The 21,177-nt window shown below is 63.0% G+C and carries 21 protein-coding genes; 9 read left to right on the forward strand and 12 right to left on the reverse strand.

From position 1 onward, the window contains the following. Positions 1-31 precede the first annotated feature (31 nt). Both ACEN9F_RS24350 and ACEN9F_RS24355 read right to left on the reverse strand, forming a co-directional pair. Positions 32-472 (reverse strand): MerR family transcriptional regulator, encoded by a 441-nt coding sequence (locus ACEN9F_RS24350; protein WP_413424153.1) that lies wholly within the window; start codon positions 470-472, stop codon positions 32-34. Further along, positions 469-1,293, reverse strand: a complete 825-nt coding sequence (locus ACEN9F_RS24355) for a type 1 glutamine amidotransferase domain-containing protein (RefSeq protein WP_413424155.1) — start codon at positions 1,291-1,293, stop codon at positions 469-471. The genes ACEN9F_RS24350 and ACEN9F_RS24355 overlap by 4 nt, the downstream gene beginning before the upstream one ends. A 314-nt stretch (positions 1,294-1,607) precedes the next feature. Between ACEN9F_RS24355 and ACEN9F_RS24360 the strand changes: the two genes are divergently transcribed. Further along, complete coding sequence (locus ACEN9F_RS24360; RefSeq protein WP_413424157.1) at positions 1,608-2,606, forward strand: acetoacetate decarboxylase (ADC); 999 nt, start codon at positions 1,608-1,610, stop codon at positions 2,604-2,606. Between the two features lie 74 nt (positions 2,607-2,680). Here the strand turns inward: ACEN9F_RS24360 and ACEN9F_RS24365 are convergent, their stop codons facing one another. Next, positions 2,681-3,457, reverse strand: a complete 777-nt coding sequence (locus tag ACEN9F_RS24365; protein WP_413424159.1) for a class I SAM-dependent methyltransferase — start codon at positions 3,455-3,457, stop codon at positions 2,681-2,683. Between the two features lie 91 nt (positions 3,458-3,548). Between ACEN9F_RS24365 and ACEN9F_RS24370 the strand changes: the two genes are divergently transcribed. The 3 genes from ACEN9F_RS24370 to lpxC all read left to right on the forward strand — a co-directional run bounded on the left by ACEN9F_RS24370 (position 3,549) and on the right by lpxC (position 6,303). After that, positions 3,549-4,322 carry a helix-turn-helix transcriptional regulator gene (locus tag ACEN9F_RS24370; RefSeq protein ID WP_413424161.1) on the forward strand — a complete coding sequence of 258 codons (774 nt, stop codon included), beginning with the start codon at positions 3,549-3,551 and terminating at the stop codon, positions 4,320-4,322. Between the two features lie 179 nt (positions 4,323-4,501). Then, positions 4,502-5,344 carry a DMT family transporter gene (locus ACEN9F_RS24375; protein WP_413427163.1) on the forward strand — a complete coding sequence of 281 codons (843 nt, stop codon included), beginning with the start codon at positions 4,502-4,504 and terminating at the stop codon, positions 5,342-5,344. A 23-nt stretch (positions 5,345-5,367) separates the two neighbouring features. Beyond that, the gene (gene lpxC / locus ACEN9F_RS24380) at positions 5,368-6,303 is read left to right on the forward strand and encodes a UDP-3-O-acyl-N-acetylglucosamine deacetylase (RefSeq protein WP_413424163.1); all 936 of its coding nucleotides are present in this window, start codon (positions 5,368-5,370) and stop codon (positions 6,301-6,303) included. On the opposite strand, the gene ACEN9F_RS24385 is transcribed toward lpxC, so the two are convergent. Beyond that, on the reverse strand, positions 6,300-6,788 hold the full coding sequence (locus ACEN9F_RS24385) for a hypothetical protein (protein ID WP_413424165.1): 489 nt from the start codon (positions 6,786-6,788) through the stop codon (positions 6,300-6,302). The genes lpxC and ACEN9F_RS24385 overlap by 4 nt on opposite strands. Before the next feature lie 223 nt (positions 6,789-7,011). On the opposite strand from ACEN9F_RS24385, the gene secA reads away from it, so the two are divergent. Beyond that, complete coding sequence (gene secA, locus ACEN9F_RS24390) at positions 7,012-9,795, forward strand: preprotein translocase subunit SecA (RefSeq protein ID WP_413424167.1); 2,784 nt, start codon at positions 7,012-7,014, stop codon at positions 9,793-9,795. 48 nt (positions 9,796-9,843) lie between these two features. On the opposite strand, the gene ACEN9F_RS24395 is transcribed toward secA, so the two are convergent. The 3 genes from ACEN9F_RS24395 to ACEN9F_RS24405 form a co-directional block, all read right to left on the reverse strand. After that, on the reverse strand, positions 9,844-11,838 hold the full coding sequence (locus ACEN9F_RS24395) for an ATP-binding protein (protein ID WP_413424169.1): 1,995 nt from the start codon (positions 11,836-11,838) through the stop codon (positions 9,844-9,846). An 82-nt stretch (positions 11,839-11,920) separates the two neighbouring features. Further along, complete coding sequence (locus ACEN9F_RS24400) at positions 11,921-12,340, reverse strand: hypothetical protein (RefSeq protein WP_413424171.1); 420 nt, start codon at positions 12,338-12,340, stop codon at positions 11,921-11,923. Positions 12,341-12,353: 13 nt separating this feature from the next. Continuing rightward, a complete protein-coding gene (locus ACEN9F_RS24405) occupies positions 12,354-13,571 on the reverse strand; it encodes a porin (protein ID WP_413424173.1) in 1,218 nt (405 codons plus the stop codon). A gap of 345 nt (positions 13,572-13,916) precedes the next feature. On the opposite strand from ACEN9F_RS24405, the gene argJ reads away from it, so the two are divergent. The 3 genes from argJ to mutT are packed head-to-tail and all read left to right on the forward strand — an operon-like array spanning position 13,917 to position 16,433. Beyond that, a complete protein-coding gene (gene argJ / locus ACEN9F_RS24410; protein ID WP_413424175.1) occupies positions 13,917-15,155 on the forward strand; it encodes a bifunctional glutamate N-acetyltransferase/amino-acid acetyltransferase ArgJ in 1,239 nt (412 codons plus the stop codon). Between the two features lies 1 nt (position 15,156). After that, positions 15,157-16,029 (forward strand): ATP-binding protein, encoded by an 873-nt coding sequence (locus ACEN9F_RS24415; protein ID WP_413424177.1) that lies wholly within the window; start codon positions 15,157-15,159, stop codon positions 16,027-16,029. Further along, a complete protein-coding gene (mutT, locus tag ACEN9F_RS24420) occupies positions 16,026-16,433 on the forward strand; it encodes an 8-oxo-dGTP diphosphatase MutT (RefSeq protein ID WP_413424179.1) in 408 nt (135 codons plus the stop codon). Before ACEN9F_RS24415 ends, mutT begins: the two co-directional genes overlap by 4 nt. A 10-nt stretch (positions 16,434-16,443) precedes the next feature. Here mutT and yacG read toward each other — a convergent pair whose 3' ends face one another. The 4 genes from yacG to ACEN9F_RS24440 form a co-directional block, all read right to left on the reverse strand. Beyond that, positions 16,444-16,617, reverse strand: coding sequence for a DNA gyrase inhibitor YacG (gene yacG / locus ACEN9F_RS24425; RefSeq protein ID WP_413424181.1), 174 nt, complete (start codon positions 16,615-16,617; stop codon positions 16,444-16,446). 9 nt (positions 16,618-16,626) lie between these two features. Beyond that, positions 16,627-17,382, reverse strand: coding sequence for a cell division protein ZapD (gene zapD / locus ACEN9F_RS24430; protein WP_413424183.1), 756 nt, complete (start codon positions 17,380-17,382; stop codon positions 16,627-16,629). 65 nt (positions 17,383-17,447) lie between these two features. After that, positions 17,448-18,089, reverse strand: a complete 642-nt coding sequence (gene coaE, locus ACEN9F_RS24435; RefSeq protein WP_413424185.1) for a dephospho-CoA kinase — start codon at positions 18,087-18,089, stop codon at positions 17,448-17,450. A gap of 7 nt (positions 18,090-18,096) precedes the next feature. Continuing rightward, positions 18,097-18,966, reverse strand: coding sequence for a prepilin peptidase (locus tag ACEN9F_RS24440; RefSeq protein ID WP_413424187.1), 870 nt, complete (start codon positions 18,964-18,966; stop codon positions 18,097-18,099). A 160-nt stretch (positions 18,967-19,126) separates the two neighbouring features. Here ACEN9F_RS24440 and ACEN9F_RS24445 point away from each other — a divergent pair, with 160 nt between their 5' ends. Then, positions 19,127-19,930 carry a sensor histidine kinase gene (locus ACEN9F_RS24445; protein ID WP_413424189.1) on the forward strand — a complete coding sequence of 268 codons (804 nt, stop codon included), beginning with the start codon at positions 19,127-19,129 and terminating at the stop codon, positions 19,928-19,930. Between the two features lie 18 nt (positions 19,931-19,948). Here the strand turns inward: ACEN9F_RS24445 and ACEN9F_RS24450 are convergent, their stop codons facing one another. Then, a complete protein-coding gene (locus tag ACEN9F_RS24450; RefSeq protein ID WP_413424191.1) occupies positions 19,949-21,172 on the reverse strand; it encodes a type II secretion system F family protein in 1,224 nt (407 codons plus the stop codon). Between the last annotated feature and the right edge of the window lie 5 nt (positions 21,173-21,177).

Raw genomic sequence — 21,177 nt, forward strand, 5'->3', positions numbered from 1 at the left:
TTTGCTTGGAAGCTGTTGTCGCCAACCATGATCACTCGATGGAATTTTGATTTAGAGCCGACGAACTGCTCGTGATACCCATGCTCGCCATAACTCTTACCGCATTGTCCTTGCAATCAATGTGATCAGGTCTGGAATCGATCAGCTGAATCAGGGAACGGAGCTGCGCTTTGTTTTGAGCCAAGCGCACCTCCAATGATTCGATGTCGGCAATCTTCTTTTTGAGCGCCGCCATCAGCTCATCATGTCTCCATGAAGAAATATCTTCTGGTAGAACTTGTTTGATTTCCTCAAGTGAAAAACCTGTTTTTTGCGCGTCGCTGATGATGGCAAGCAGAGCCACAGCCTCAAGCGGATAGTCGCGGTAACCGTTGGACTGGCGGCTGACAGCCTTCAACAGCCCCTTGGATTCATAAAACCGGATTGTCGATGCGGGTATGCCGCTACGTTGGGCCAACTCGCCGATTTTCATTGGGACCCGCCTTCCTCAGCCTGTTTTGGATGTTCGGTCTTGAGCGCGCGTAATAAGGCTTGAGCCACTGCTTTACTTGACCCCGGATTTTGACCGGTAATGATACGGCCGTCCTTTATTGTAAAACTCCGAAATGGAATCAGGGATTTTTCATACTTGCCCCCTTTGCTCTCCATTTCGCTTTGCAGGGCATAAGGGACTTGATCTTTGACGCCAGAGAGCGTCTCTTCGAAGTTCGAGAATCCAGTGACATGATGCCCCTCTATCAAAGGCTTGCCGTTGTCGTCCTGGAGGTCCAACAGGCCCGCGGCACCATGACAAACAGACGAAACGATACCGCCGTCGCGATAGATGCCTTCGGCGATTCGCTTCAGGTCTTTGTTGCCACGGAAATCCCACATTGTTCCGTGGCCGCCGGTATAGAAGATGGCCCGATAGCCCGCCGGGCTAGTGTCCGCCGCAGCTTTCGTCGACTGCAAGGACGACATGAATGCAGGATCGTTGAGATGCGCTTTTGCCGCGTCATCGACGTAGAGCCAGCCAAGGCTGCGCTCATCCAACGGTGTCATGCCGCCGTTCGGACTGACAAAATCGACTGAGTAGCCCGCTTCTTTTAGTTCGTCGTATACGTGTGTCAGTTCAGTAAGCCAGAGGCCGGTGCGATCGCTTCTGGTTGGGTATTGCGAGTGATTGGTCATCACAATCAACACCTTTTTTGCATGGACTGCCGAGGCTTGAGTTCCTGCCCCCGGCGCAGCCGCAACAACCTTCATGAACAGTACTGGTATCGCGGCGAAGAGAAGCTTCTTGAAAATCGACATGGTGATTGCCCCTTAAAGACTTGAGCGTGTACAGCTCATGTGCAGGCAACTATAAGCTTAAAGCTAAGTTGAAGGTCAAGCGATTCAAGCGGAACCGCGCAGCAGACGGTGGCCAGCAAAGCGATGCCGCGCTGTTGTCATGATACCGAGTGCCGATTCTAAATGTGCGCAGCCGGGCTTGACCTTCAAGTGAGCTTCAAGCATATCGTGGAGTCACTGTCACTCGGGAGATCGCACTCCTCGGCCCAAGGAAACGATAGCTGCGACTACGCGCTGCAAGCAATTTTCTCAATCACATTTTTAAGGTGCAAAGCATGAATATCAAAAAAACCGCGGCAGTCTCGGGATTGATCTTGAGTTCCGTTGGGGCTGATGCATGGGCTCAGAATTTAACTGAACCCAAGCAGGCTCTGATTAACATTGGCGGTCATGATGTGCCGGTGGTTGCGGGTGGTTTGTATGATCGCTTTCGTTCAAACCCGCCGTTGTCCGTGATCGTATCGGAAGCGCCAGACGTCGACCTTAGCTGGTTCAAGAGCATCAAGAAGGAAAAGGTCGACATAGGTTTTGAATCGTATTCACCAAATTTCTACTACAAGAACCGCAAGATCACGGCTGTGTTCACGGCAAATCTCGATCGCTTGCGTGAGCTGATGCCGGAGAAAGTCCTGAAGGAAGTTCAACCGCTTCAGGTGTGGCCGGGACGTGGGGTGGTCGCATTGACGGCTTACGCGTACGACTACTGCGACAACGATAGCTACAGTGAGATTTCGCTCTCGATCGTGACGAACAAGCCCGGCAAGTCGAGCTTTGGTCCTCTGACTCTGCTGGGCCAATCGTCCTCGGGCGATTTCTGGGGCTATGTACTGAAGCTCCCTGTGAACACCGAACTGGCCAGGGTGAGAGGCGTTGTAGGATATAACCTGCCGAAGTGGCTAACGGGAATTGAACTTAAGGAGACGGACAAGTCATTTTCCTTCACTGTAACTGATAGCGACACGGGCAAAGAGGATTTCATTTTTGAAGGCAGGAAGCTCAGCGATGTGTCGCATGAGGCGGAGATGGTGAAAAGCAGCTTCACGAATATCGACAAGGATGGGCAACTGACGTATGGCTATGCGGTTTCGCGACAGCTTGCGCATGCTTCCAGTACGCGTTCCGAATCGGCTAGTTTAAAACTAAGTGACGGAAGTTTTTCGACATTCATTAAGTCGCTAAAGCTGGGAAAGATGATGAAGTATGAATATGTTCCAGAATTCCAGAGTGCACTCTATGCACCCAAGGCATTGAAGGATCTTCCTGCGGAACAGTAAAATCTTTGGATCAGCTAAAGAAAACCCAAACCCATCTGACGATCGATGTCGGATCGAGTTTGGGCTACTGCAGCTCAGTAGATATCCCCGAAGTCGTGCTTGGCCTTGAACAGCGTCGAGTCGATCGTGAACGAGTCGTCGGCCTGCACGGCGAAGTAGCGGCGGGTCTCTTCCGGCGCGCTGGCGAGCAGGCTGCGGATCGCCGTCACGCGCTCGGCCGGCGTGCGCATGCGGGCGGTCCATTCGTCGAATGTCATTTCCAGTTTCCAGTCGCCGGCGCGCTCGCATTTGAAGCCGGCGTCCCCCAGCATCGCGTGCCATTCCGACGGCCGGTAGTCGCGCACGTGCGAGCCGTCACGCAGCAGTTCGACCGCCTGCAGCGTGGTGTCGTGCAACGGGCTTTCCGGCGCGGTGATGTCGATGATGACGAACAGGCCGCGCGGCTTGAGCACGCGCTTGACCTCGCGCAGCGCGGCCGGAACGTCGAGCCAGTGGTGGGCGGAGAAGCGCGTGACGACCATGCAGAACGAGGCGTCTTCAAACGGCAGCTGGCTGACATCGCCTTGCCGCGTGGCGATGTTGTCGAGGCCGCGCTCGCGCGCCGCGCCGGCCACCACGTCCAGCATCTGTGCCGACAGGTCGAAGGCGGTGACCGATGCCGCCACCGGCGCGACCGCGAAGCTGGCGTGGCCGGCGCCGCAGCCCAGGTCCAGCACCACCGGCGCCTTGCCCAGCGCGGCGGCGATGTCGCGCAGCGCGGTCAAGTCCGCGCCTTGCGCGTGCACGCTGCTGGTGAGGTAGGCGCTGGCGGTATTGCCGAACTGCTGGGCGACGACGGCTTGCTGTTTCATGATTTTCTCCAAAAGAGGGGCGAGTCAGGGCAGAATAGGCGGGTTTTTATCCTGTAACAAGACAAGAACTTATCCTGGTATAAGAGCTACCATGCAAACCAAACTCGGTGAATTCATCCGCGCCCATCGCGAGCGCATCAAGCCCGCAAGCGTCGGCCTGCCCGGCGGCGGAAGGCGCCGCACGCCCGGCCTGCGGCGCGAGGAGCTGGCGCAGTTGTGCGACGTCAGCCCGACCTGGCTGACGTGGCTGGAGCAGGGCAGGGAGGTGTCGGCGTCGGGCAAGATGCTGGCGCGGCTGGCCGACGTGCTGCAGCTGAGCGCGGCCGAGCGCGCCTATTTGTTCAGCCTGGCGGAGCGGCTCGATCCGCATCATGATGACGAGGGCGATAGTGCCGAGGAGGCGCTGGATGCGATGGTCGCGGCGATCAACGCGCCCGCCTACATTCTTGACCGGCAATGGAATGCGGTGGCGTGGAATGCGCAGGCGGCGGCGCTGTTCGGAGGCTGGCTGGACGTGGACCGGGAGGCGCAGGTCAAGCCCAACCTGTTGCGCTTCATGTTCCGCACGGCGGCGGCGCGCGGTTTGATCGTCGGCTGGGAGGACCGCGCGCAGCGGCTGGTCGCCGAGTTCCGCGCCGATATCGGCAAGCACGCCGGCGATCAGACGCTGGCCAGCCTGATCGCCGATTTGTCGGCGCAGAGCGACGAGTTTCGCCAGCTGTGGAGCCTGCAGGACGTGGTCGGCCGCGAAGGCGGCCTGCGCTGCTTCCAGCATCCCCGCCAGGGCGAGCTGAGCTTCAATCAAGTCACGCTGCACCCGGCCAAGCGCCACGACCTGAAACTGGTGATGCTGCTTTCCGCGTGAGCGCCTACCCGTGCTGCAAGGAAATTATCAGCTTGCTATAATCGAGGGGATGGCGCGGCGCGCCGTCCTGGCTCCGGACGTCGCCATGATGACGTTCCCAGTGGTCCGCCCGGACCTGTCGTCTAGGAGCTTATTTGTCCTCCGTTTCCAAACAAGAAAACCTGCGCAGCATCTACGCGATGCTGGTCGCCGTGGCCATGTTCTCGTTCATGGACACCACCATGAAAGTGCTGTCCGCCCATTATCCCGCCACGCAGGTCACCGCCATGCGCGCGCTCAGTTCGCTGCCGCTGCTGATCTGCTACATGCTGTACCGCGGCGCCTTCCGCGGCATCATGCGGGTGCGCTGGCCCATGCATCTGTTCCGCAGCTTGCTCGGCATTACGATGCTGACCTCGTTCGCCTTCGGCCTGAAGGCGTTGTCGCTGGCGGAGGCGTATTCGATCTTCTTCATCGCGCCGGCGCTGATCACCGCGCTGTCGGTGTTCGTGCTGAAGGAAAAAGTGGGCCTCGGCCAATGGGTTGCGATCGCGGTCGCGCTGGCCGGCGTGCTGATCGTGCTGCGCCCCGAGGGCACGGGCTTCCTGTCGATCGGCGGGCTGGCCATCCTCGGTTCGGCCTTTTGCTACGCGGCGGCGGCCGTCACCAGCCGGGTGCTGGCGCGCACCGATAGTAACGAGTCGATGATGTTCTGGTATCTTCTGCTGATGGCCATCGGCGGCCTGGCCATGTCGTTGCAGCACTGGGTGCCGGTGCGCGCCGAGGACGGCTGGGTGCTGCTGGCGCTGGCGTTGAGCGGCTTCTTCGGCCAGCTGGCGATCACCCGCGCGTTCAGCTCCGGCAAGGCCTCGGTGGTGGCGCCGTTCGAATATTCGGCGCTGGCCTGGGGCGTGGCGATCGACTGGCTGCTGTGGCAAGCGCTGCCGGACGGCTACACGCTGCTCGGCGCCGGCATCATCATCGCCAGCGGCATCTACCTGGTGCGCCGCGAAGCGGTGCATGCCGAAGCCGAGCACCCTTAACTACAGTTCGCTATAATCGCCAGATGTTAAAACAACGCACTATCAAAGAACTGGTCCGCACCACGGGTGTCGGCCTGCACTCCGGCACCAAGGTCGAACTGACCCTGCGTCCGGCCGCGCCCGATACCGGCATCGTGTTCCGCCGGGTCGACCTGTCGCCCATGGTGGAATTCCCGTCCAGCGCGATGGCGGTGGGGGATACCCGCATGGCCTCGGTGCTGGTCAAGGACGGCGCCCGCGTCTCCACCGTCGAGCACCTGATGTCGGCCTGCGCCGGCCTCGGCATCGACAACCTGTACATCGAAGTCAGCGCCGAAGAAATCCCTATCATGGACGGCTCGGCCTCGTCCTTCGTATTTTTATTGCAACAAGCCGGCGTGCTGGAGCAGCCTGCCGCGAAGAAATTCATCCGCGTGCTGAAACCGGTGGAAATCCGCGAAGGCGCGGGCGACAAGGAAAAATGGGCCCGCCTGCTGCCGCACGACGGCTTCAAGCTGGACTTTTTCATTGAGTTCAACCACCCGGCGGTGGACGGCACGCAGCAGCGCGCGCATGTGGACTTCGGCGACGTCTCCTATGTGCACGACGTCGCGCGCGCCCGCACCTTCGGCTTCATGCAGGACGTGGAAATGCTGCGCGGCATAGGCCTGGCGCGCGGCGGTTCGCTGGAAAACGCCATCGTCATGGACGAGTACCGCATCCTCAATTCGGACGGCCTGCGCTATGAAGACGAGTTCGTGCGTCACAAGATCCTGGACGCGATCGGCGACCTCTACCTGGTCGGCCATCCGCTGCTGGCCAGCTATGAGGCCCACAAGTCCGGCCACGCGCTGAACAACCAGCTGCTGCTGGAGTTGCTGAAGCACCCGGAAGCGTATGAAATCGTCACTTTCGACAGCAACGACGTCGCCCCGCAGTCCTATGTGCGCCAGATGGCGCGTGAGTGGGCACTAACTTAAGTCTCGGTGGCCTGCCGCCGGCGGGCCACCATCGCCTTCAACGCCGCGATCAAGGTGGCGTTCTGCGGCGTGGCCTCCAGCGCATCTCCCAGCTCGTCGAAGGCCGTCACGGCCGCTTCCGACAAGGATAGCGCGCGCATCTGCTCCTTGATCTCGGCCGGCTTGGTCATCTGCACCTTCAGTTTCACCGCCGCCACCTGCCAGCCGCGCCGCGCCAGCGTCTCCTGCAGCTTGGGCACTTGCTGCTTGAGCTTGGCCGCCAGCGAGGCATTCGGCAGCGACAAGGTCAGCTGGCCATCCTCGAACGCCAGGATCTCGCAATACTTGAACATGGCTGGCAAGGCCGCCGCGCAATCCTTTTGCAGGGCCGCCATGCGCTCGATGGCCGGCAGCAGCGCGGCCATCTTGTGGTCGCGACGCAGGAAATCGGTGGCATCGACCCCCATGCGGCGGGTGATCGAGAAATTGGAGGAATTGAATCGCATGTGGCGAACCATAGCACAGCAGAAAAAAAACGGCACCACCGGGTAAAATGGGTTGATTTTGTGACATTGTTCACACTTGGGCTATTGTTAAACCGGCCAATAACCCAATGTAGACCCGGGCGCGTGATAAAATCACCGTCTTTTGCCATAGTCGAACTCCGTGCGGTAAGGCGTTACACACCTACAGAGCTTTTTTTAACGGCGTTTTTTCAAGAATTCAAGCATGTCATTACTGACCCAGATTTTCGGTAGCCGCAACCAGCGGCTGCTCAAGCAATACCAAAAAACGGTACGCGAGATCAATGCGCTCGAGCCGGCGATGGAAAAACTGTCGGATGCCGAGCTGCAAGCGAAGACGCCGGCCTTCAAGGAACGCCTCGCCAACGGAGAGGAGCTCGATGCGCTCCTGCCGGAAGCGTTCGCCGTCTGCCGCGAAGCGAGCAAGCGCGTGTTCAAGATGCGCCACTTCGACGTCCAGCTGATCGGCGGCATGGTTCTGCACTACGGCAAGATCGCCGAAATGGGCACCGGCGAGGGCAAGACCCTGACCGCGACCCTGCCGGCCTATCTGAATGCGCTGTCGGGCAAGGGCGTGCACATCGTCACGGTCAATGACTACCTGGCGCAGCGCGACGCCGAGACCATGGGCAAGCTGTACAGCTGGCTGGGCCTGACGACCGGCATCAACCTGTCGCAGATGGAGCACGCCACCAAGCAGGCCGCCTACGCCTCGGACATCACCTACGGCACCAACAACGAATTCGGCTTCGACTACCTGCGCGACAACATGGTGTTCGAAGCCCGCGACCGCGTGCAGCGCGTGCTGAACTTCGGCATCGTCGACGAAGTCGACTCGATCCTGATCGATGAAGCCCGCACCCCGCTGATCATCTCCGGCCAGGCCGAGAACCATACCGACCTGTACTACAAGATCAACGAGCTGCCACGCCTGCTGACCCAGCAGATCGGCGAGGAAACCCCGGACGGCAAGGGCAAGGTTGAAGTCCCCGGCGACTACACCAAGGACGAAAAAGCCCACCAGGTGCTGCTGACCGAAGCCGGCCACGAAAAAGCCGAAGCGATCCTCACCAAGATGGGTCTGCTGCCGGAAGGCGCCTCGCTGTACGACTCGGCCAACATCACGCTGGTGCACCACCTGTACGCGGCGCTGCGTGCGCACGCGCTGTACTTCAAGGATCAGCACTACGTGGTGCAGAACAATGAAGTGGTGATCGTCGACGAATTCACCGGCCGCCTGATGACGGGCCGCCGCTGGTCGGACGGCCTGCACCAGGCGGTCGAAGCGAAAGAGGGCGTGAAGATCCAGAACGAGAACCAGACCCTGGCCTCGATCACCTTCCAGAACTACTTCCGCATGTACGGCAAGCTGGCCGGCATGACCGGCACCGCCGACACCGAAGCCTACGAATTCCAGGAGATCTACGGCCTCGAAACCGTGGTGATCCCGCCTAACCGTCCTTCGCAGCGCAAGGACCGCCAGGACCAGGTCTACAAGACCTCGGCCGAGAAGTACAACGCCATGATGCTGGAAATCCGCGAGTGCTACGACCGCGGCCAACCGGTGCTGGTCGGTACCACCTCGATCGAAAACTCGGAACTGCTGTCGGCTATCCTGACCAAGGGCGGCCTGCCGCACAACGTCCTGAACGCGAAACAGCACGCCCGTGAAGCGGAAATCATCGCCCAGGCGGGCAGCCCGAAAGCGATCACCATCGCCACCAACATGGCCGGTCGCGGTACCGACATCGTGTTGGGCGGCAACGTCGAAAAGCAGATCCAGTTCGTCGAAGCCAATCCTGAACTGAGCGACACCGACAAGGCCGCGCAGGGCAAGGCGCTGCGCGAGGGCTGGCAGGCGCTGCACGAGCAGGTGGTTGCCGCCGGCGGCCTGCACATCGTCGGCACCGAACGCCACGAATCGCGCCGCGTCGACAACCAGCTGCGCGGCCGTGCCGCGCGCCAGGGCGATCCGGGCATGTCGCGCTTCTTCCTGTCGCTGGACGACCAGCTGCTGCGCATCTTCGCCGGCGACCGCGTGCGCGCCGTCATGGACCGCCTGAAGATGCCGGAAGGCGAACCGATCGAGGCGGGCATCGTTTCGCGCTCGATCGAATCGGCGCAGCGCAAGGTCGAGGCACGCAACTTCGACATCCGCAAGCAGCTGCTGGAATACGACGACGTCGCCAACGACCAGCGCAAAGTAATCTACCAGCAGCGTAACGAGCTGCTGGAAGCGACCGACATCTCGGAGCTGATCCAGTCGCTGCGCCACGGCGCCTTCACCGACCTGGTGCGCGAATACGTGCCGGCAGAATCGGTCGAGGAGCAATGGAACATCAAGGGCCTGGAAGCGGCGCTGGCGGCGGAGTGGCAGATCGACCTGCCGCTGCGCGCGATGCTGGAGTCCGAGCAGAACCTGACCGACGAAGACATCCTGGAGCGCGTGATCGGCGCGGCCGATGCGCTGTACCAGGCCAAGATCGACATCGTCGGCAAGGAATCGTTCGGCGGCTTCGAGCGCAACGTCATGCTGCAAAGCGTCGACAGCCACTGGCGCGAGCACCTGGCGGCGCTGGACCACCTGCGCCAGGGCATCCACCTGCGCGGCTACGCCCAGAAGAACCCGAAGCAGGAATACAAGCGCGAAGCGTTCGAGCTGTTCGGCCAGATGCTGGACATGATCAAGAACGAAGTGGTCAAGCTGATCATGACCGTGCGCATCCAGTCGCGCGAAGAGATCGACGCGGCCGAAGCGGCGATGCAGCAGTCGCACGTGGAAAACGTCAGCTACCAGCACGCGGACTTCAATCCGAACGCGGCGCCGGAAGAGCTGCTGGCGCCTGCGCAGATCGCCGGCCTGCCGCCGGAGCTGCAAGGCTTGAGCGCCGAGCAGCTGATGGAGATGGGCCTGAAGGTCGGCCGCAACGACCCATGCCCTTGCGGCAGCGGCAAGAAGTACAAGGCCTGCCACGGCCGTCTGGCGTAAGCGGTCAAACTTAGGCAGTCAACAAAACCGGAGCTTGCTCCGGTTTTTTTATGCCTTGCCCTCGCGCTGCGGCGCGCTGCGCGGCAGCAGCATGCGCACCGACGTGCCCGCGCCGGGCGCGGAGTCGATGGTGATGCGCCCGCCCAGCACGCCGGTGACGATGTTGTAGACGATGTTCATGCCCAGCCCCGTGCCGCCCTGGCCCATCTTGGTGGTGAAGAAGGGATCGAACACGCGCCGCAGCACATCGTCCGGCATGCCGGCGCCGTCGTCGCCGAACATCAGCTCGACGGTCTCCGCGTCCACCGCCCCGGCGCTCACCGTGATCACGCCGCCCTTGCGCTGATCGAAGGCGTGGGCCAGGGCGTTGTTGATCAGGTTGTTCAGGATCTGGTACAAGCCGCCCGGATACGAATCGAACACCAGCCCGGCCGGTATCCGCAGCACCGTCTCGCAGTGCGCGCGGCGCAGGCGCGGCGTATAGGTGGCGATAGTGTCCTGCACCGCCGACAGCAGGTCGAAGCTGCGGCGCTGGTCGTTGGTCTGGTCGACGGCGATCTGCTTGAACGAGGAAATCAGCTCGGCCGCCTTGTGCAGCGAGCCGGCAATCAGTTCGCTGGCCGTGCCCACCTCTTCCAGGTGGGCCGTCAGTTCCGAGCGCCGCAGCGCGCCGGCCGCCACGTGGCGTTCGAATTCGGCCACGCGGTCGCGCAGCGAGGTCGACGCCAGCAGGCTGTTGCCGATCGGCGTATTCAACTCATGCGCGATGCCCGCCACCAGCGATCCCAGCGAGGCCATCTTCTCGGCCGCCAGCAGCTCGTCCTGGGTGCGCTGCAGGGTTTCCAGCGCCGCGCTCAGGTCGGCGTTGGCGCGCTCCAGCGCCGCCGAGCGCTCGCGCACGCGGCTCTCCAGCGACACGTTCAAATCCTTCAGCTCGCGCTTGGCGTTGAGTTCCTCGGTCAGGTCCAGCAGCGCCCAGATGATGGACTGGTTGCCGTCCAGCGTCAGCGAGGACGACCAGATCGCCACGCTGCCGACGCTGCCGTCCGGCAGCAGCACGCCGGCGATGGCGCCGTGCACCGCGCCGTCGGCCTGGTACATCCGCCAGATGCGGTCGCGCTCCAGCGTGCTGGCCCAGAACGGCACCTCGTCGCTGCGCTTGCCGATCAGGCTGGCGGCGGCCGCGCCGAAGGTGTGCGTGACGGCGCGGTTGGCGGCGATGATGCGGCCTTCGCGGTCCGACACCGTCAGCGGCAGCGGCGCCATGTCGAACAGCGTCTTGAAGCGCGCCTCCGATTCCGACAGCCGCTGCTGTGATTGCTCCAGTTGGGCGATGCGCTCGCGCAGCGTGGTGCTCATGGTGTTGAGCGCGCGCGTGAAGACGGCGATCTCATCGTCGCCGTGCACCGGCAGCGCCTTGCTGTAGTCGCCCAGCGCCATCTGCTCGGACTGGCCGGTCAGCGCCTCCAGGCGCCGGCCGATGCCGTGCGTGAAGGCGTAGAACATCAGCAGGCCGATCGCAAAGCCGATCAGCGAGATCACGCCGCCCTGCAGCATCACCTCGTCGCGCGCCTGTTTCAAATCCTTGGTGGTCAGGCCGAAATTGATCGAGCCGATGCGGTTGTCCTGTAACAGCAGCGGCGAGCGCGCGTGCAGCGTGGCGCCGCTGATGATGGTGCGCACGCCCTTGAAGCCGGTGCCGCCGCCTTGCTTGAGGATGGGCGGCAGCGGCGCGTCGCGCTTGCCCACGGCGATGATCGGCTGCTCGTGCTCGTCGAGGATGGTCAGGTAGCGCAGGAAGCTGTCGTCCGGATCGGCCAGCATCTCGGCCAGATAGCTGTTGAGCTCGGGCAGGCGGCCGCGCGTCGCGTAGGGACTGAGGGAGAGGTTGAGCGTGACCGCGTATTCCTGCGCGACCCGCTCGGCATTGGTGCTGACGGCGTGGTTCATCAGCCGCAGACTGTTCCAGATCAGCAGGCCGACCACCAGCGCCTGGATCACGGCGCTGAGCAGTAAAAACTTCGCGCGTAGCGACAAACTCAAGACGTGCACTCCTTTGGCGATGCCAGGGGCACATGCGCCGACCGCCCGGGCAGGGCGGTCGGCGGTCAGGGCTACCTGGCGATTAAGGCAGGGTCAAAATGACTTTGACCGTATCGTCAACTGCCGACTTGTCAATATACCCGATCGCCTTTGGATCGGCAGCAACTGCTTTCTTGACCTCGGCGTTGCCCGAGTATTCCTTCGGCGGCGTGGCCTTGCCGGTAAACACCAGCTTGGACCACAGCGCCTTGACCTGGGCCGGATCCTTGTCGGCGACCTTGTGATAGAAGTCGGCGCGGATCGGCGAACCTTCGGCCTGGTCGATCGGCGTGAACAGGTTGGATTTGCCGAGGAAGAATTGCGACGCCTGTTCCGAGAACATGCGGGTGGCCGGATTCTTCTGGCTGACGATGACGACGGTTTCGGCCGACGCCGTGGTGGTGACAGTCATGGTTGCGGCGGCGAGCGCGGCCAGCACCAGGGTGGACATCAGGTTTTTCATAGCGCCTCCCTTATCAGAATACGAAGTCGAGCGCGACGCCGACGACGGTGACATTGTTTTTGACGCCGGCGGCCGGCGCGAACAGCAGCGCGCCCGACTTGGCGCCCGGCTTGATGCGGTCGACCTGCACTTTCAGGGCCACCGACTTGGCGAAGTCCCAGCGCACGCCGACCAGGTCCGAGGTCTGCTCGGCCGAGGTCATCACGCTGTTGACGGTCGCCGCCAGCACGCCGGTTTTCGGGAAGGTGGCCGGCAGCGACACCGAGTGGCCGGCATCGCTGTACGAGGCGTGCGAGTAGTACGGCAGCACCTTGCCGATGCGGTAGCCGACCATCGCGTACCAGGCGTTGGTGTCCGGGATGTAGACGGCTTCCTTGGCGCGGCGCTGGGCGTACTCGGTCTGCAGCACGATGTTGTTCCAGTCCATGGTGGCGCCGATCGAGGTGAAGGCGATCTTCTTGCCTTCGACCAGGCTGATGTCGTTGGCCAGCTGCCCGAAGCCGACGGCTTTCAGCGTGCTGGTCAGGCTGTTGATCGGCGTGATGTCGTCGCTTTTCAGGTCGGCGCGGGCATGGCCGACGCGCACCGTGAACGGGCCGTATTCGCCGCCGAAGCTGATGCCGGCCGCCGGCGCGCGGTAGGTCGCGACCGAACCGCCGCCGGTCGGGATGAACAGCTTGCCGCGGCTGACGCCGGCGAAGGCCTGGGTGGTGAAGTTGAAGTCGCCGAAGGCGTGCTGGTAGTTGATGTCGGCGCCGTCGACGTTCTCGATCGGCGCCTGGGCGTACATCTCCACCGGCGGACGCATCATGGTGTTGGCGTAGCCGACGTTCTGGTAGTCCGAGATCAGGAAGATCGGCATCACGACGCGGCCGACGCGCACGCTGGTCTCGTCGTTGATGCGGGCTTTCAGAAAGGCCCAGGTCAGGTCGGTGGTGAAGGTCGGGCTGGTGTTCTTGCGGGTCAGGACTTGCGCGGTGCCGGACAGCCAGTCGTTGATCTTGTAGGTCGCCTGCAGGCCGAGGTTGCTGTCGAGGCCGATGCGGGCCTTGTCGGCCACGCCTTCAGCCTGGTTGTAGCGGGCGAACTGCGCCTGGTCGGTATTGCTCTTGGCGACGCCCAGCGTGCCGAAGCCGCTGATGCTCAGGTTGCCGTCGTCCATCACGCCCGCTTGCGCCTGCATGGCGGCAGTGGCGGCAAGTACGGCAGCTACTAAAAGTTGCTTTTTCATGTGTTGTGGGTCCTAGGATTGTTATCGGTGTTGTGAGGAGTTGTCTACGACAATGCAGGGGTGGGGCATGTGCAGCAACCTTAAACTAATTTCCAGGAGGCATGAAATACAAAATATTAAAACTGAACGATCGTACTAATAGTTTGTGGCTTTTACGCAAAAAACCCCATGAATTCATGGGGTTGTAGGACATCCTTCCTGTGATTTTTAAACAAATTTGGTGTTTGAATATGTTTTCTGAAAGAAACTAAAAGTCCACCCATCCTGCTGTGATTGATGCGATGCGCCACGCGCCGCCAGGTATTACAATAGCGGCTCCCACTTTCCACCCACGAGATCACTACTATGGCCGTCAATTCCCCTCTGCCCGTCGCCTCCGCCCTGAAGCCTGTCGCAGGCATCGACATCGGTTTTGCCGAAGCCGGCATCAAGAAGCCGAACCGCAAGGATGTGCTGGTCATGAAGGTGGCGCCGACGGCCACGGTGGCCGGCGTGTTCACGCTGAACCGCTTCTGCGCCGCGCCGGTGCAGATCGCCAAGGCCCACCTGGCCGCCGCCAAAGCCAGCGGCAAGCCGATCGCCGCGCTGCTGGTCAACACCGGCAACGCCAACGCCGGCACCGGCGAGCTGGGCCTGTCGCTGGCCAACCAGACCTGCGCCGCGCTGGCCGCGCAGCTGGGCTGCGAGCCGTCGCAGATCTTGCCGTTCTCGACCGGTGTGATCCTGGAGCCGCTGCCGGCCGCCAAGGTCATCGCCGGCCTGCCGCAGGCGATCGCCGGCCTCAAGGCCGACAACTGGTACAACGCCGCCGAAGCCATCATGACCACCGACACCCAGCCGAAAGCCGGCTCGCGCACGGTCACCATCGGCGGCCACAGCGTCACCATGAGCGGCATCAGCAAGGGTGCCGGCATGATCAAGCCGAACATGGCGACCATGCTGGGCTACCTGGCGCTGGACGCCAAGGTCGCGCAGCCGGTCCTGGACGTGCTGGTCAAGCAGGTGGCGGACCAGTCGTTCAACTGCATCACCATCGACGGCGACACCTCGACCAACGATTCCTTCATGCTGATCGCCACCGGCGCCGGCACGCTGGAAGTGAACTCGGTCGACTCGCCTGAATACGCCGAGCTGGCGGCCGCCGTCGCCGAGCTGTCGCTGTTCCTGGCGCAAGCCATCGTGCGCGACGGCGAGGGCGCCACCAAGTTCATCACCATCACCGTCGAAGACGGCGCCAGCGTCGAGGAATGCCGCAAGATCGCCTACTCGATCGGCCACTCGCCGCTGGTCAAGACCGCCTTCTTCGCCTCCGACCCCAACCTGGGCCGCATCCTGGCCGCGATCGGCTACGCCGGCGTCGACGACCTCGATGTCAGCAAGCTGAACCTGTACCTGGACGACGTCTGGGTCGCCAAGAACGGCGGCCGCAATCCGGACTACAGGGAAGAGGACGGCCAGCGCGTGATGCGGCAGAGCGAGATCCTGGTGCGCGTCAAGCTGGCGCGCGGCGATGCCGCCGCCACGGTCTATACCTGCGACCTGTCGCACGAGTACGTGACCATCAACGCCGACTACCGTTCGTAAGATGGCGACGCCTCTCGAACAATTCCTGGTGCGCGCCGAGGCCTTGCTGGCGCGCGTGGAGGCGGTGCTGCCGCAGGCGCCGCGCGAGCCGGACTGGAAGCTGGGCTTCGCCTTCCGCTGGAGGAAACGCAACGGCGGCGGCGCCAGCTACCTGCAGGCGGTGGCGCATGTGGCGCCGATCGCGCCGGACGACCTGCAGCACATCGGCCCGCAGAAAGAGCAGATCGAGCAGAACACCCGCCAGTTCGTGCAGGGCCGGCCGGCCAACAACGTGCTGCTGACCGGCGCGCGCGGCACCGGCAAGTCCTCGCTGATCAAGGCTTGCCTGAACCAGTTCGGCAAGGACGGCCTGCGCCTGATCGAAGTGGACAAGGCCGACCTGGCCGAGCTGCCCGATATCGTCGACCTGGTCGCGGGGCGGCCGGAACGCTTCATCGTGTTCTGCGACGACCTGTCGTTCGAAGAGGGCGAGAGCGGCTACAAGGCGCTGAAGGTGGCGCTGGACGGCAGCATCTCGGCGCAGTCGGACAATGTGCTGATCTACGCCACCTCCAACCGCCGCCACCTGATGCCGGAGCGTATGTCCGACAACATGAGCTACAAGCACGACGAGGACGGCGACCTGCATCCGGGAGAGACGGTGGAGGAAAAGATTTCGCTGTCCGAGCGCTTCGGCCTGTGGCTGACGTTCTACCCGTTCAAGCAGGACGACTACCTGGCCATCGTCGGCCACTGGCTGTCGTCGCTGGGCTGCAGCGAAGCGCAGATCGACGCCGCGCGCGGCGACGCCTTGCGCTGGGCGCTGCAGCGCGGTTCGCGCTCGGGCCGCGTGGCCTGGCAGTTCGCCAAGGATTACGCCGGGAAGCAGCCGTGACGGCGGCGGTGATCAAGCCGGTCGATGTCGCGGTGGGCATCCTGGTCAAGCCGAACGGCGACGTGCTGCTGGGCCAGCGCCCGGCCGGCAAGCCGTACGACGGCTACTGGGAATTCCCGGGCGGTAAAGTCGATCCGGGCGAAACCATCCTGCAAGCGCTGAAGCGCGAGTTTGTCGAAGAACTGGGCCTGACCATCCACAGCGCCGAGGAATGGTGCGGCGTCGAGTACGTCTACCCGCACGCGCACGTTCGGCTGCATTTCTACATCAGCCGTGACTGGGAAGGCGAGCCGCAAAGCCTGGAAGGCCAGGCCTTCGCATGGCAGGGCATGGTGGGCGTCGAACCGCTGCTGCCGGCCACGATACCGTTGCTGGAATGGCTGGAGCAGGTGCGCTACAGCTGACCCCGGTTTGTTATTCTTCGTCGAGGGGATCTTTGGGGGGGGCGGCGGGAATCGCGTACTTTTCCTCGGCCCAGGCGCCAAGGTCGATCTTCTTGCAGCGTTCCGAGCAGAACGGGCGGTACTTATTTTCTTCCTTCCACTCCACTTTGGCGGAGCAGGTAGGGCAGTCAACTACGGTGGCCATAATCAATTCTTAGAAGTTACAGAGCGTGAGCTCGAATGGTACATCATCTTCCAGCGGCTTGGGTTTCAGGTCGCCGCCCTGGGTGGTGAAGCGCACCCACAGCATGTATTTGTTGGCTGAAATCTCGGGGATCGCCCCCATCGATTCGTCCAGGGTCAGCCGCAGCATCTGGTACACCTTGCCCTGCAACATCTGTTGGTAGCTGCCGGCCACGGCGATCATCTTGATCGGGCCGCCGGAATCGCGCAGCAGGCGCAGCACCAGCCCCAGCGCGTCGAACAGCGGCGCCAGCGGCGCGAACCAGGTGGCGATGTCGTTGAAGCGCTGCTCGGCCGGACGCTTTTGCCAGGCATAGTAGGACGGCAGGTCGAACTCGCAGGCGCCGCCCGGGATGATGGTGCGGCCGCGGATGCTCATCAGCCACTCGTTGTCGCGCACGTTCTGGCCGGTCTTGCCCTGGGCCGCGACCAGCGCGCTGCTGACGCCGTCCAGCTCGGCCAGGATGGCGTCCAGCGTTTCCGCCTGGACGTTGGGATTCATGCGGTAGCCCAGCAGGCTTTGGCGCTGGCGCTCCAGCTCCTGCAGCAGGTCGGATTTCAGATCGGCGCGGCCGGCCACTTCCAGCATGTCGAAGATGGTCGCCAGCGCGACGTGGTGCTGCATAGGGTGTTCTTGATGCACAAAGAACTTGAATTTCTCGTACAGATCCTCTAATCGCAACAACGTGCGTATGCGCTCGTTGAAAGGATATTCGTAGACAATCAAAATAACATCCCTCTATTGGTGGACCTGCGATTAATTCTCGTGATTTTGAAGCAAGCCAAGCAAAATTACAAACGTTGCGAAGGTATTGTTGCCGTTCTTTTCGAAAAAGCCAGATATAAATCGTGTAATCGGTCGATTTGGGGCGCCAATGCCTCGATGCCGGCGGAATTTTCGATCACGTCGTCGGCCGCCGCCAGCCGGGCCTGGCGGCTCACCTGGGCCGCCATGATGGCTTTGACCTGGCTTTCCGGCAAATTGTTACGCGCCATCACGCGGGCGATTTGCACTTCCTCCGGGCAGTCTACCGCAAGGATGCGCGTGACGCGCTCACGCCACGTACCGGATTCGATCAGCAGCGGCACCGCGTAGATCACATAGCAGCCGCTGGCGGCGGCGCCGGCCGCCAGCGCGGCGTCGCGGATGCGCGGATGGAGGATGGCTTCGAGGCGGGCCTTGGCGCCGGCGTCGGCAAACACCAGGCTGCGCATGCGGGCGCGGTCCAGCGCGCCGGCGGCGTCGGCGAACGCCGGGCCGAACGCGGCGACGATGGCCGGCATGGCCGCGCCGTGCGGCGCGGTCAGGCTGTGGGCGATCAGGTCGGTGTCGACGATGGTGGCGCCGCGCGCGGCAAACAGGTCGGCCACGGTGCTCTTGCCGCTGCCGATGCCGCCGGTCAGGCCGATGGAGAAGGGCAGGGGCGTCGTCATGGGAATCTCAGCGGACAAGGCTCATCGTGAAGGCGGACAGCGGCGTGCCGTACAGCATGGCGATCAGGCCGGCCGCCGCCAGGTAGGGGCCGAACGGAATCGGCGTGTTGCGGCCATGCTTGGCGAACACCATCAGCGCGATGCCGACCACCGCGCCGACCACCGACGACAGCAGGATGATGGTCGGCAGCATGGTCCAGCCCATCCACGCGCCCAGCGCGGCCAGCAGCTTGAAGTCACCATAGCCCATCCCCTCCTTGCCTGTCGCCAGCTTGAACAGCCAGTAGATCGACCACAGCGCCAGGTAGCCGATCGCCGCGCCGATCACCGCGTCCTGCAGCGGCACGAAGGTGCCGTTGACGTTCATCAGCAGGCCGCCCCACAGCAGCGGATAGGTCAGGTCGTCCGGCAGCAGCTGGGTGTCGAAGTCGATGAAGGTCATGGCGATCAGCGAATACAGGAAGAACAGCGCGGACAGGCCGGCCCAGCCGCTGCCCAGCTTCCACACCACCAGCGCCGACAGCACGCCGGCCAGCGCTTCGACGGCCGGGTAGCGCGCCGAGATCGGCGCCTTGCAGTTGCTGCAGCGGCCGCGCAGCATCAGGTAGCTGACCACCGGGATGTTCTCCAGCGCGGTGATCTGGTGCTTGCAGTGCGGGCAGGCCGAGCGCGGCACCACCAGGTTGTAGCGGTCGGTGTAGGGCGGCTGCTTGCCGCTTTCCTCGGCCACGTAGTTGTCCGATTCGCGCTGCATCATTTTCGGCAGGCGGTGGATGACGACGTTGAGGAAGCTGCCGAACAGCAGGCCGAACAGGCCGGCGATCAGGCTGATGGGCAGGTCGCCGGCGGGGGCAAACAGCAAGGTCGATTGCAGCATAGGGAATCAGCACGGGTAGATGGTCACAGAGGCCCATATTAAAGCATTACAGCAACATTGCGGGACGGTTTTTCCGTACCGTCTCCCCCGTCGGGGAGATGGGAAGCGTCTTGAAATGATGGCAAGGTGGGCGGATCGCCGTTCCGTCCGGAGTCCGCTCTTGTCGTCTTACTCGCCCACGCCGCTGTACCTGATGCTGGCCGTGCTCGTCGCATGCGCCCTGCTGGGGGCGATTTTCCTGGTCTGCCTGCGCCGCGTCACGCGCGCCTACGCATTCCGGCTGCGCCAGCTGGCCGAGCGCGAGCGCGTGGCGACCGGCCTGCACGACACGCTGCTGCAAAGCATGCAGGGCATGATCCTGCGCTTCCAGGGCGTCAGCCACCGCCTGCCGCAGGCCAGCCCGGAACGGGCCGCCATCGAAACCATCCTCGACCAGGCCGACGAGGTGCTGGCCGAAGGCCGCCACCAAATCCTCGCGCTGCGCATGCCGGTGGTCTACGGCGACAACCTGAGCCAGGCCTTCGCGGCGGTCGGCCAGTCGCTGCAGGAGAATTTCAACACGCCGTTCCGCATGGTGATCACGGCGCGGCCGGCGCCGGTCAACGGCGACCGCGGCGAGGAAATCTACAGCATCGTGCGCGAGGCGCTGTACAACGCCTTCCAGCACGCGCAGGCCGGCCACATCGAGCTGGAGCTGGTCTACGGCTGCGAATTTTTCTCGCTGTATGTGCGCGACGACGGCCGCGGCATCGGCCCGGCGCCGGGCGAGGGCGGCTACCAGGGCCTGGCCGGCATGCGCGCGCGCGCCGAACGCATGGGCGGCAGCATCGAGGTGCTGAGCCTGCCGGAGCGGGGCACCGAAGTGATCCTGAAAGTGCCGGGCGAGATCTGTTACCAGACCCCGCGGCGCGGCCGCTGGCCGCGCCTGGCGGCCTGGCTGGCGCGCACCGAAACCCAGGGCTAGGCGCCGGGAAGGCGCCGCCTACACCACCGCGCCCAGTTTGAAGATCGGCAGGTACATGGCGACCACCAGGCCGCCGATCAGCACGCCCAGGATGACCATGATGGCCGGCTCCATCAAGCTGGCCAGCGCGCCCACCGCCTCGTCCACTTCCTCCTCGTAGAAGTCGGCCACCTTGCCCAGCATGGCGTCCAGCGAGCCGGATTCCTCGCCGATGGCGACCATCTGCGTGACCATGTTGGGGAACACGTCCGCGTTCTGCATGGCCACCGTCAGGCTGGTGCCGGTGCTGACTTCGTTCTGGATCTTGCGCGTGGCATCGAGATACACCGCGTTGCCGGCCGCGCCGCCGACCGAATCGAGCGACTCCACCAGCGGCACGCCGGCGGCGAACATGGTGGCCAGCGTGCGGGTCCAGCGGGCGATGGTGGCCTTGCGGATGACGTCGCCGAACACCGGCAGCTTGAGCAGCAGCTTGTCCATGAAGCGCTGCATCTGCAGGGAGCGCTGCCAGGCCCGGAAGAAGAAGTAGATCGACGCGAACAGCCCGCCGAAGATCAGATACCACCAGGCCACGAAGAATTCCGACATCGCCATCACGAACAGCGTCGGCGCCGGCAGGTTGGCGCCGAAGCTGGCGAACACCTGCTTGAAGGCCGGCACCACCCAGATCATGATCACCGCCGTGACGATGAAGGCCACGGCCAGGATCGACACCGGGTACATCAGCGCCGACTTGATCTTGGCCTTCATGGCCAGCGTCTTTTCCTTGTAGATCGCCAGCCGCGTCAGCAGGTCTTCCAGGATACCGGCCTGTTCGCCGGCGCCGACCAGGTTGCAGAACAGCGGGTCGAAGTACAGCGGAAACTTGCGGAACGCCTGGTTCAGGCTGGTGCCGGTCTCGATATCGGCGCGCAGGTCCATCACCAGCTTGGAGACGGACGGATTGGCGTGGCCCTTGCCGACGATGTCGAACGATTGCAGCAGCGGCACGCCGGCCTTCATCATGGTGGCCAGCTGGCGGGTGAACAGCGAGATGTCCTTGTCGGTGACCTTCTTGCCGGAGCGGTAAGCCTTTTTCTTGACCTTGGTGACCATGATGCCCTGGCGGCGCAGGGTGACGTTGACCACCGCCTCGCCGCCGGCGCGCAGTTCGCCGCGCACCGTCTTGCCGGTCTTGTCCTTGCCTTCCCACGCAAAGATCGATTCCTTGACCTGGTGGCCCGCGTTGCTGGATGTCGCCATGATCG

Origin of the sequence: Duganella sp. CT11-25 (assembly GCF_047302815.1) — a bacterium.
Lineage (GTDB): Bacteria > Pseudomonadota > Gammaproteobacteria > Burkholderiales > Burkholderiaceae_D > Rugamonas.

Coding starts and splice junctions, on each gene's coding strand:
- ACEN9F_RS24400 (WP_413424171.1), bottom strand. CDS start 12,340: ATGAAAAACCTGATGTCCACCCTGGTGCTGGCCGCGCTCGCCGCCGCA.
- argJ (WP_413424175.1), top strand. CDS start 13,917: ATGGCCGTCAATTCCCCTCTGCCCGTCGCCTCCGCCCTGAAGCCTGTC.
- coaE (WP_413424185.1), bottom strand. CDS start 18,089: ATGACGACGCCCCTGCCCTTCTCCATCGGCCTGACCGGCGGCATCGGC.
- ACEN9F_RS24440 (WP_413424187.1), bottom strand. CDS start 18,966: ATGCTGCAATCGACCTTGCTGTTTGCCCCCGCCGGCGACCTGCCCATC.
- yacG (WP_413424181.1), bottom strand. CDS start 16,617: ATGGCCACCGTAGTTGACTGCCCTACCTGCTCCGCCAAAGTGGAGTGG.
- ACEN9F_RS24385 (WP_413424165.1), bottom strand. CDS start 6,788: ATGCGATTCAATTCCTCCAATTTCTCGATCACCCGCCGCATGGGGGTC.
- ACEN9F_RS24450 (WP_413424191.1), bottom strand. CDS start 21,172: ATGGCGACATCCAGCAACGCGGGCCACCAGGTCAAGGAATCGATCTTT.
- ACEN9F_RS24375 (WP_413427163.1), top strand. CDS start 4,502: ATGCTGGTCGCCGTGGCCATGTTCTCGTTCATGGACACCACCATGAAA.
- secA (WP_413424167.1), top strand. CDS start 7,012: ATGTCATTACTGACCCAGATTTTCGGTAGCCGCAACCAGCGGCTGCTC.
- ACEN9F_RS24365 (WP_413424159.1), bottom strand. CDS start 3,457: ATGAAACAGCAAGCCGTCGTCGCCCAGCAGTTCGGCAATACCGCCAGC.
- ACEN9F_RS24355 (WP_413424155.1), bottom strand. CDS start 1,293: ATGTCGATTTTCAAGAAGCTTCTCTTCGCCGCGATACCAGTACTGTTC.
- ACEN9F_RS24405 (WP_413424173.1), bottom strand. CDS start 13,571: ATGAAAAAGCAACTTTTAGTAGCTGCCGTACTTGCCGCCACTGCCGCC.
- ACEN9F_RS24350 (WP_413424153.1), bottom strand. CDS start 472: ATGAAAATCGGCGAGTTGGCCCAACGTAGCGGCATACCCGCATCGACA.
- lpxC (WP_413424163.1), top strand. CDS start 5,368: ATGTTAAAACAACGCACTATCAAAGAACTGGTCCGCACCACGGGTGTC.
- ACEN9F_RS24360 (WP_413424157.1), top strand. CDS start 1,608: ATGAATATCAAAAAAACCGCGGCAGTCTCGGGATTGATCTTGAGTTCC.
- ACEN9F_RS24370 (WP_413424161.1), top strand. CDS start 3,549: ATGCAAACCAAACTCGGTGAATTCATCCGCGCCCATCGCGAGCGCATC.
- ACEN9F_RS24415 (WP_413424177.1), top strand. CDS start 15,157: ATGGCGACGCCTCTCGAACAATTCCTGGTGCGCGCCGAGGCCTTGCTG.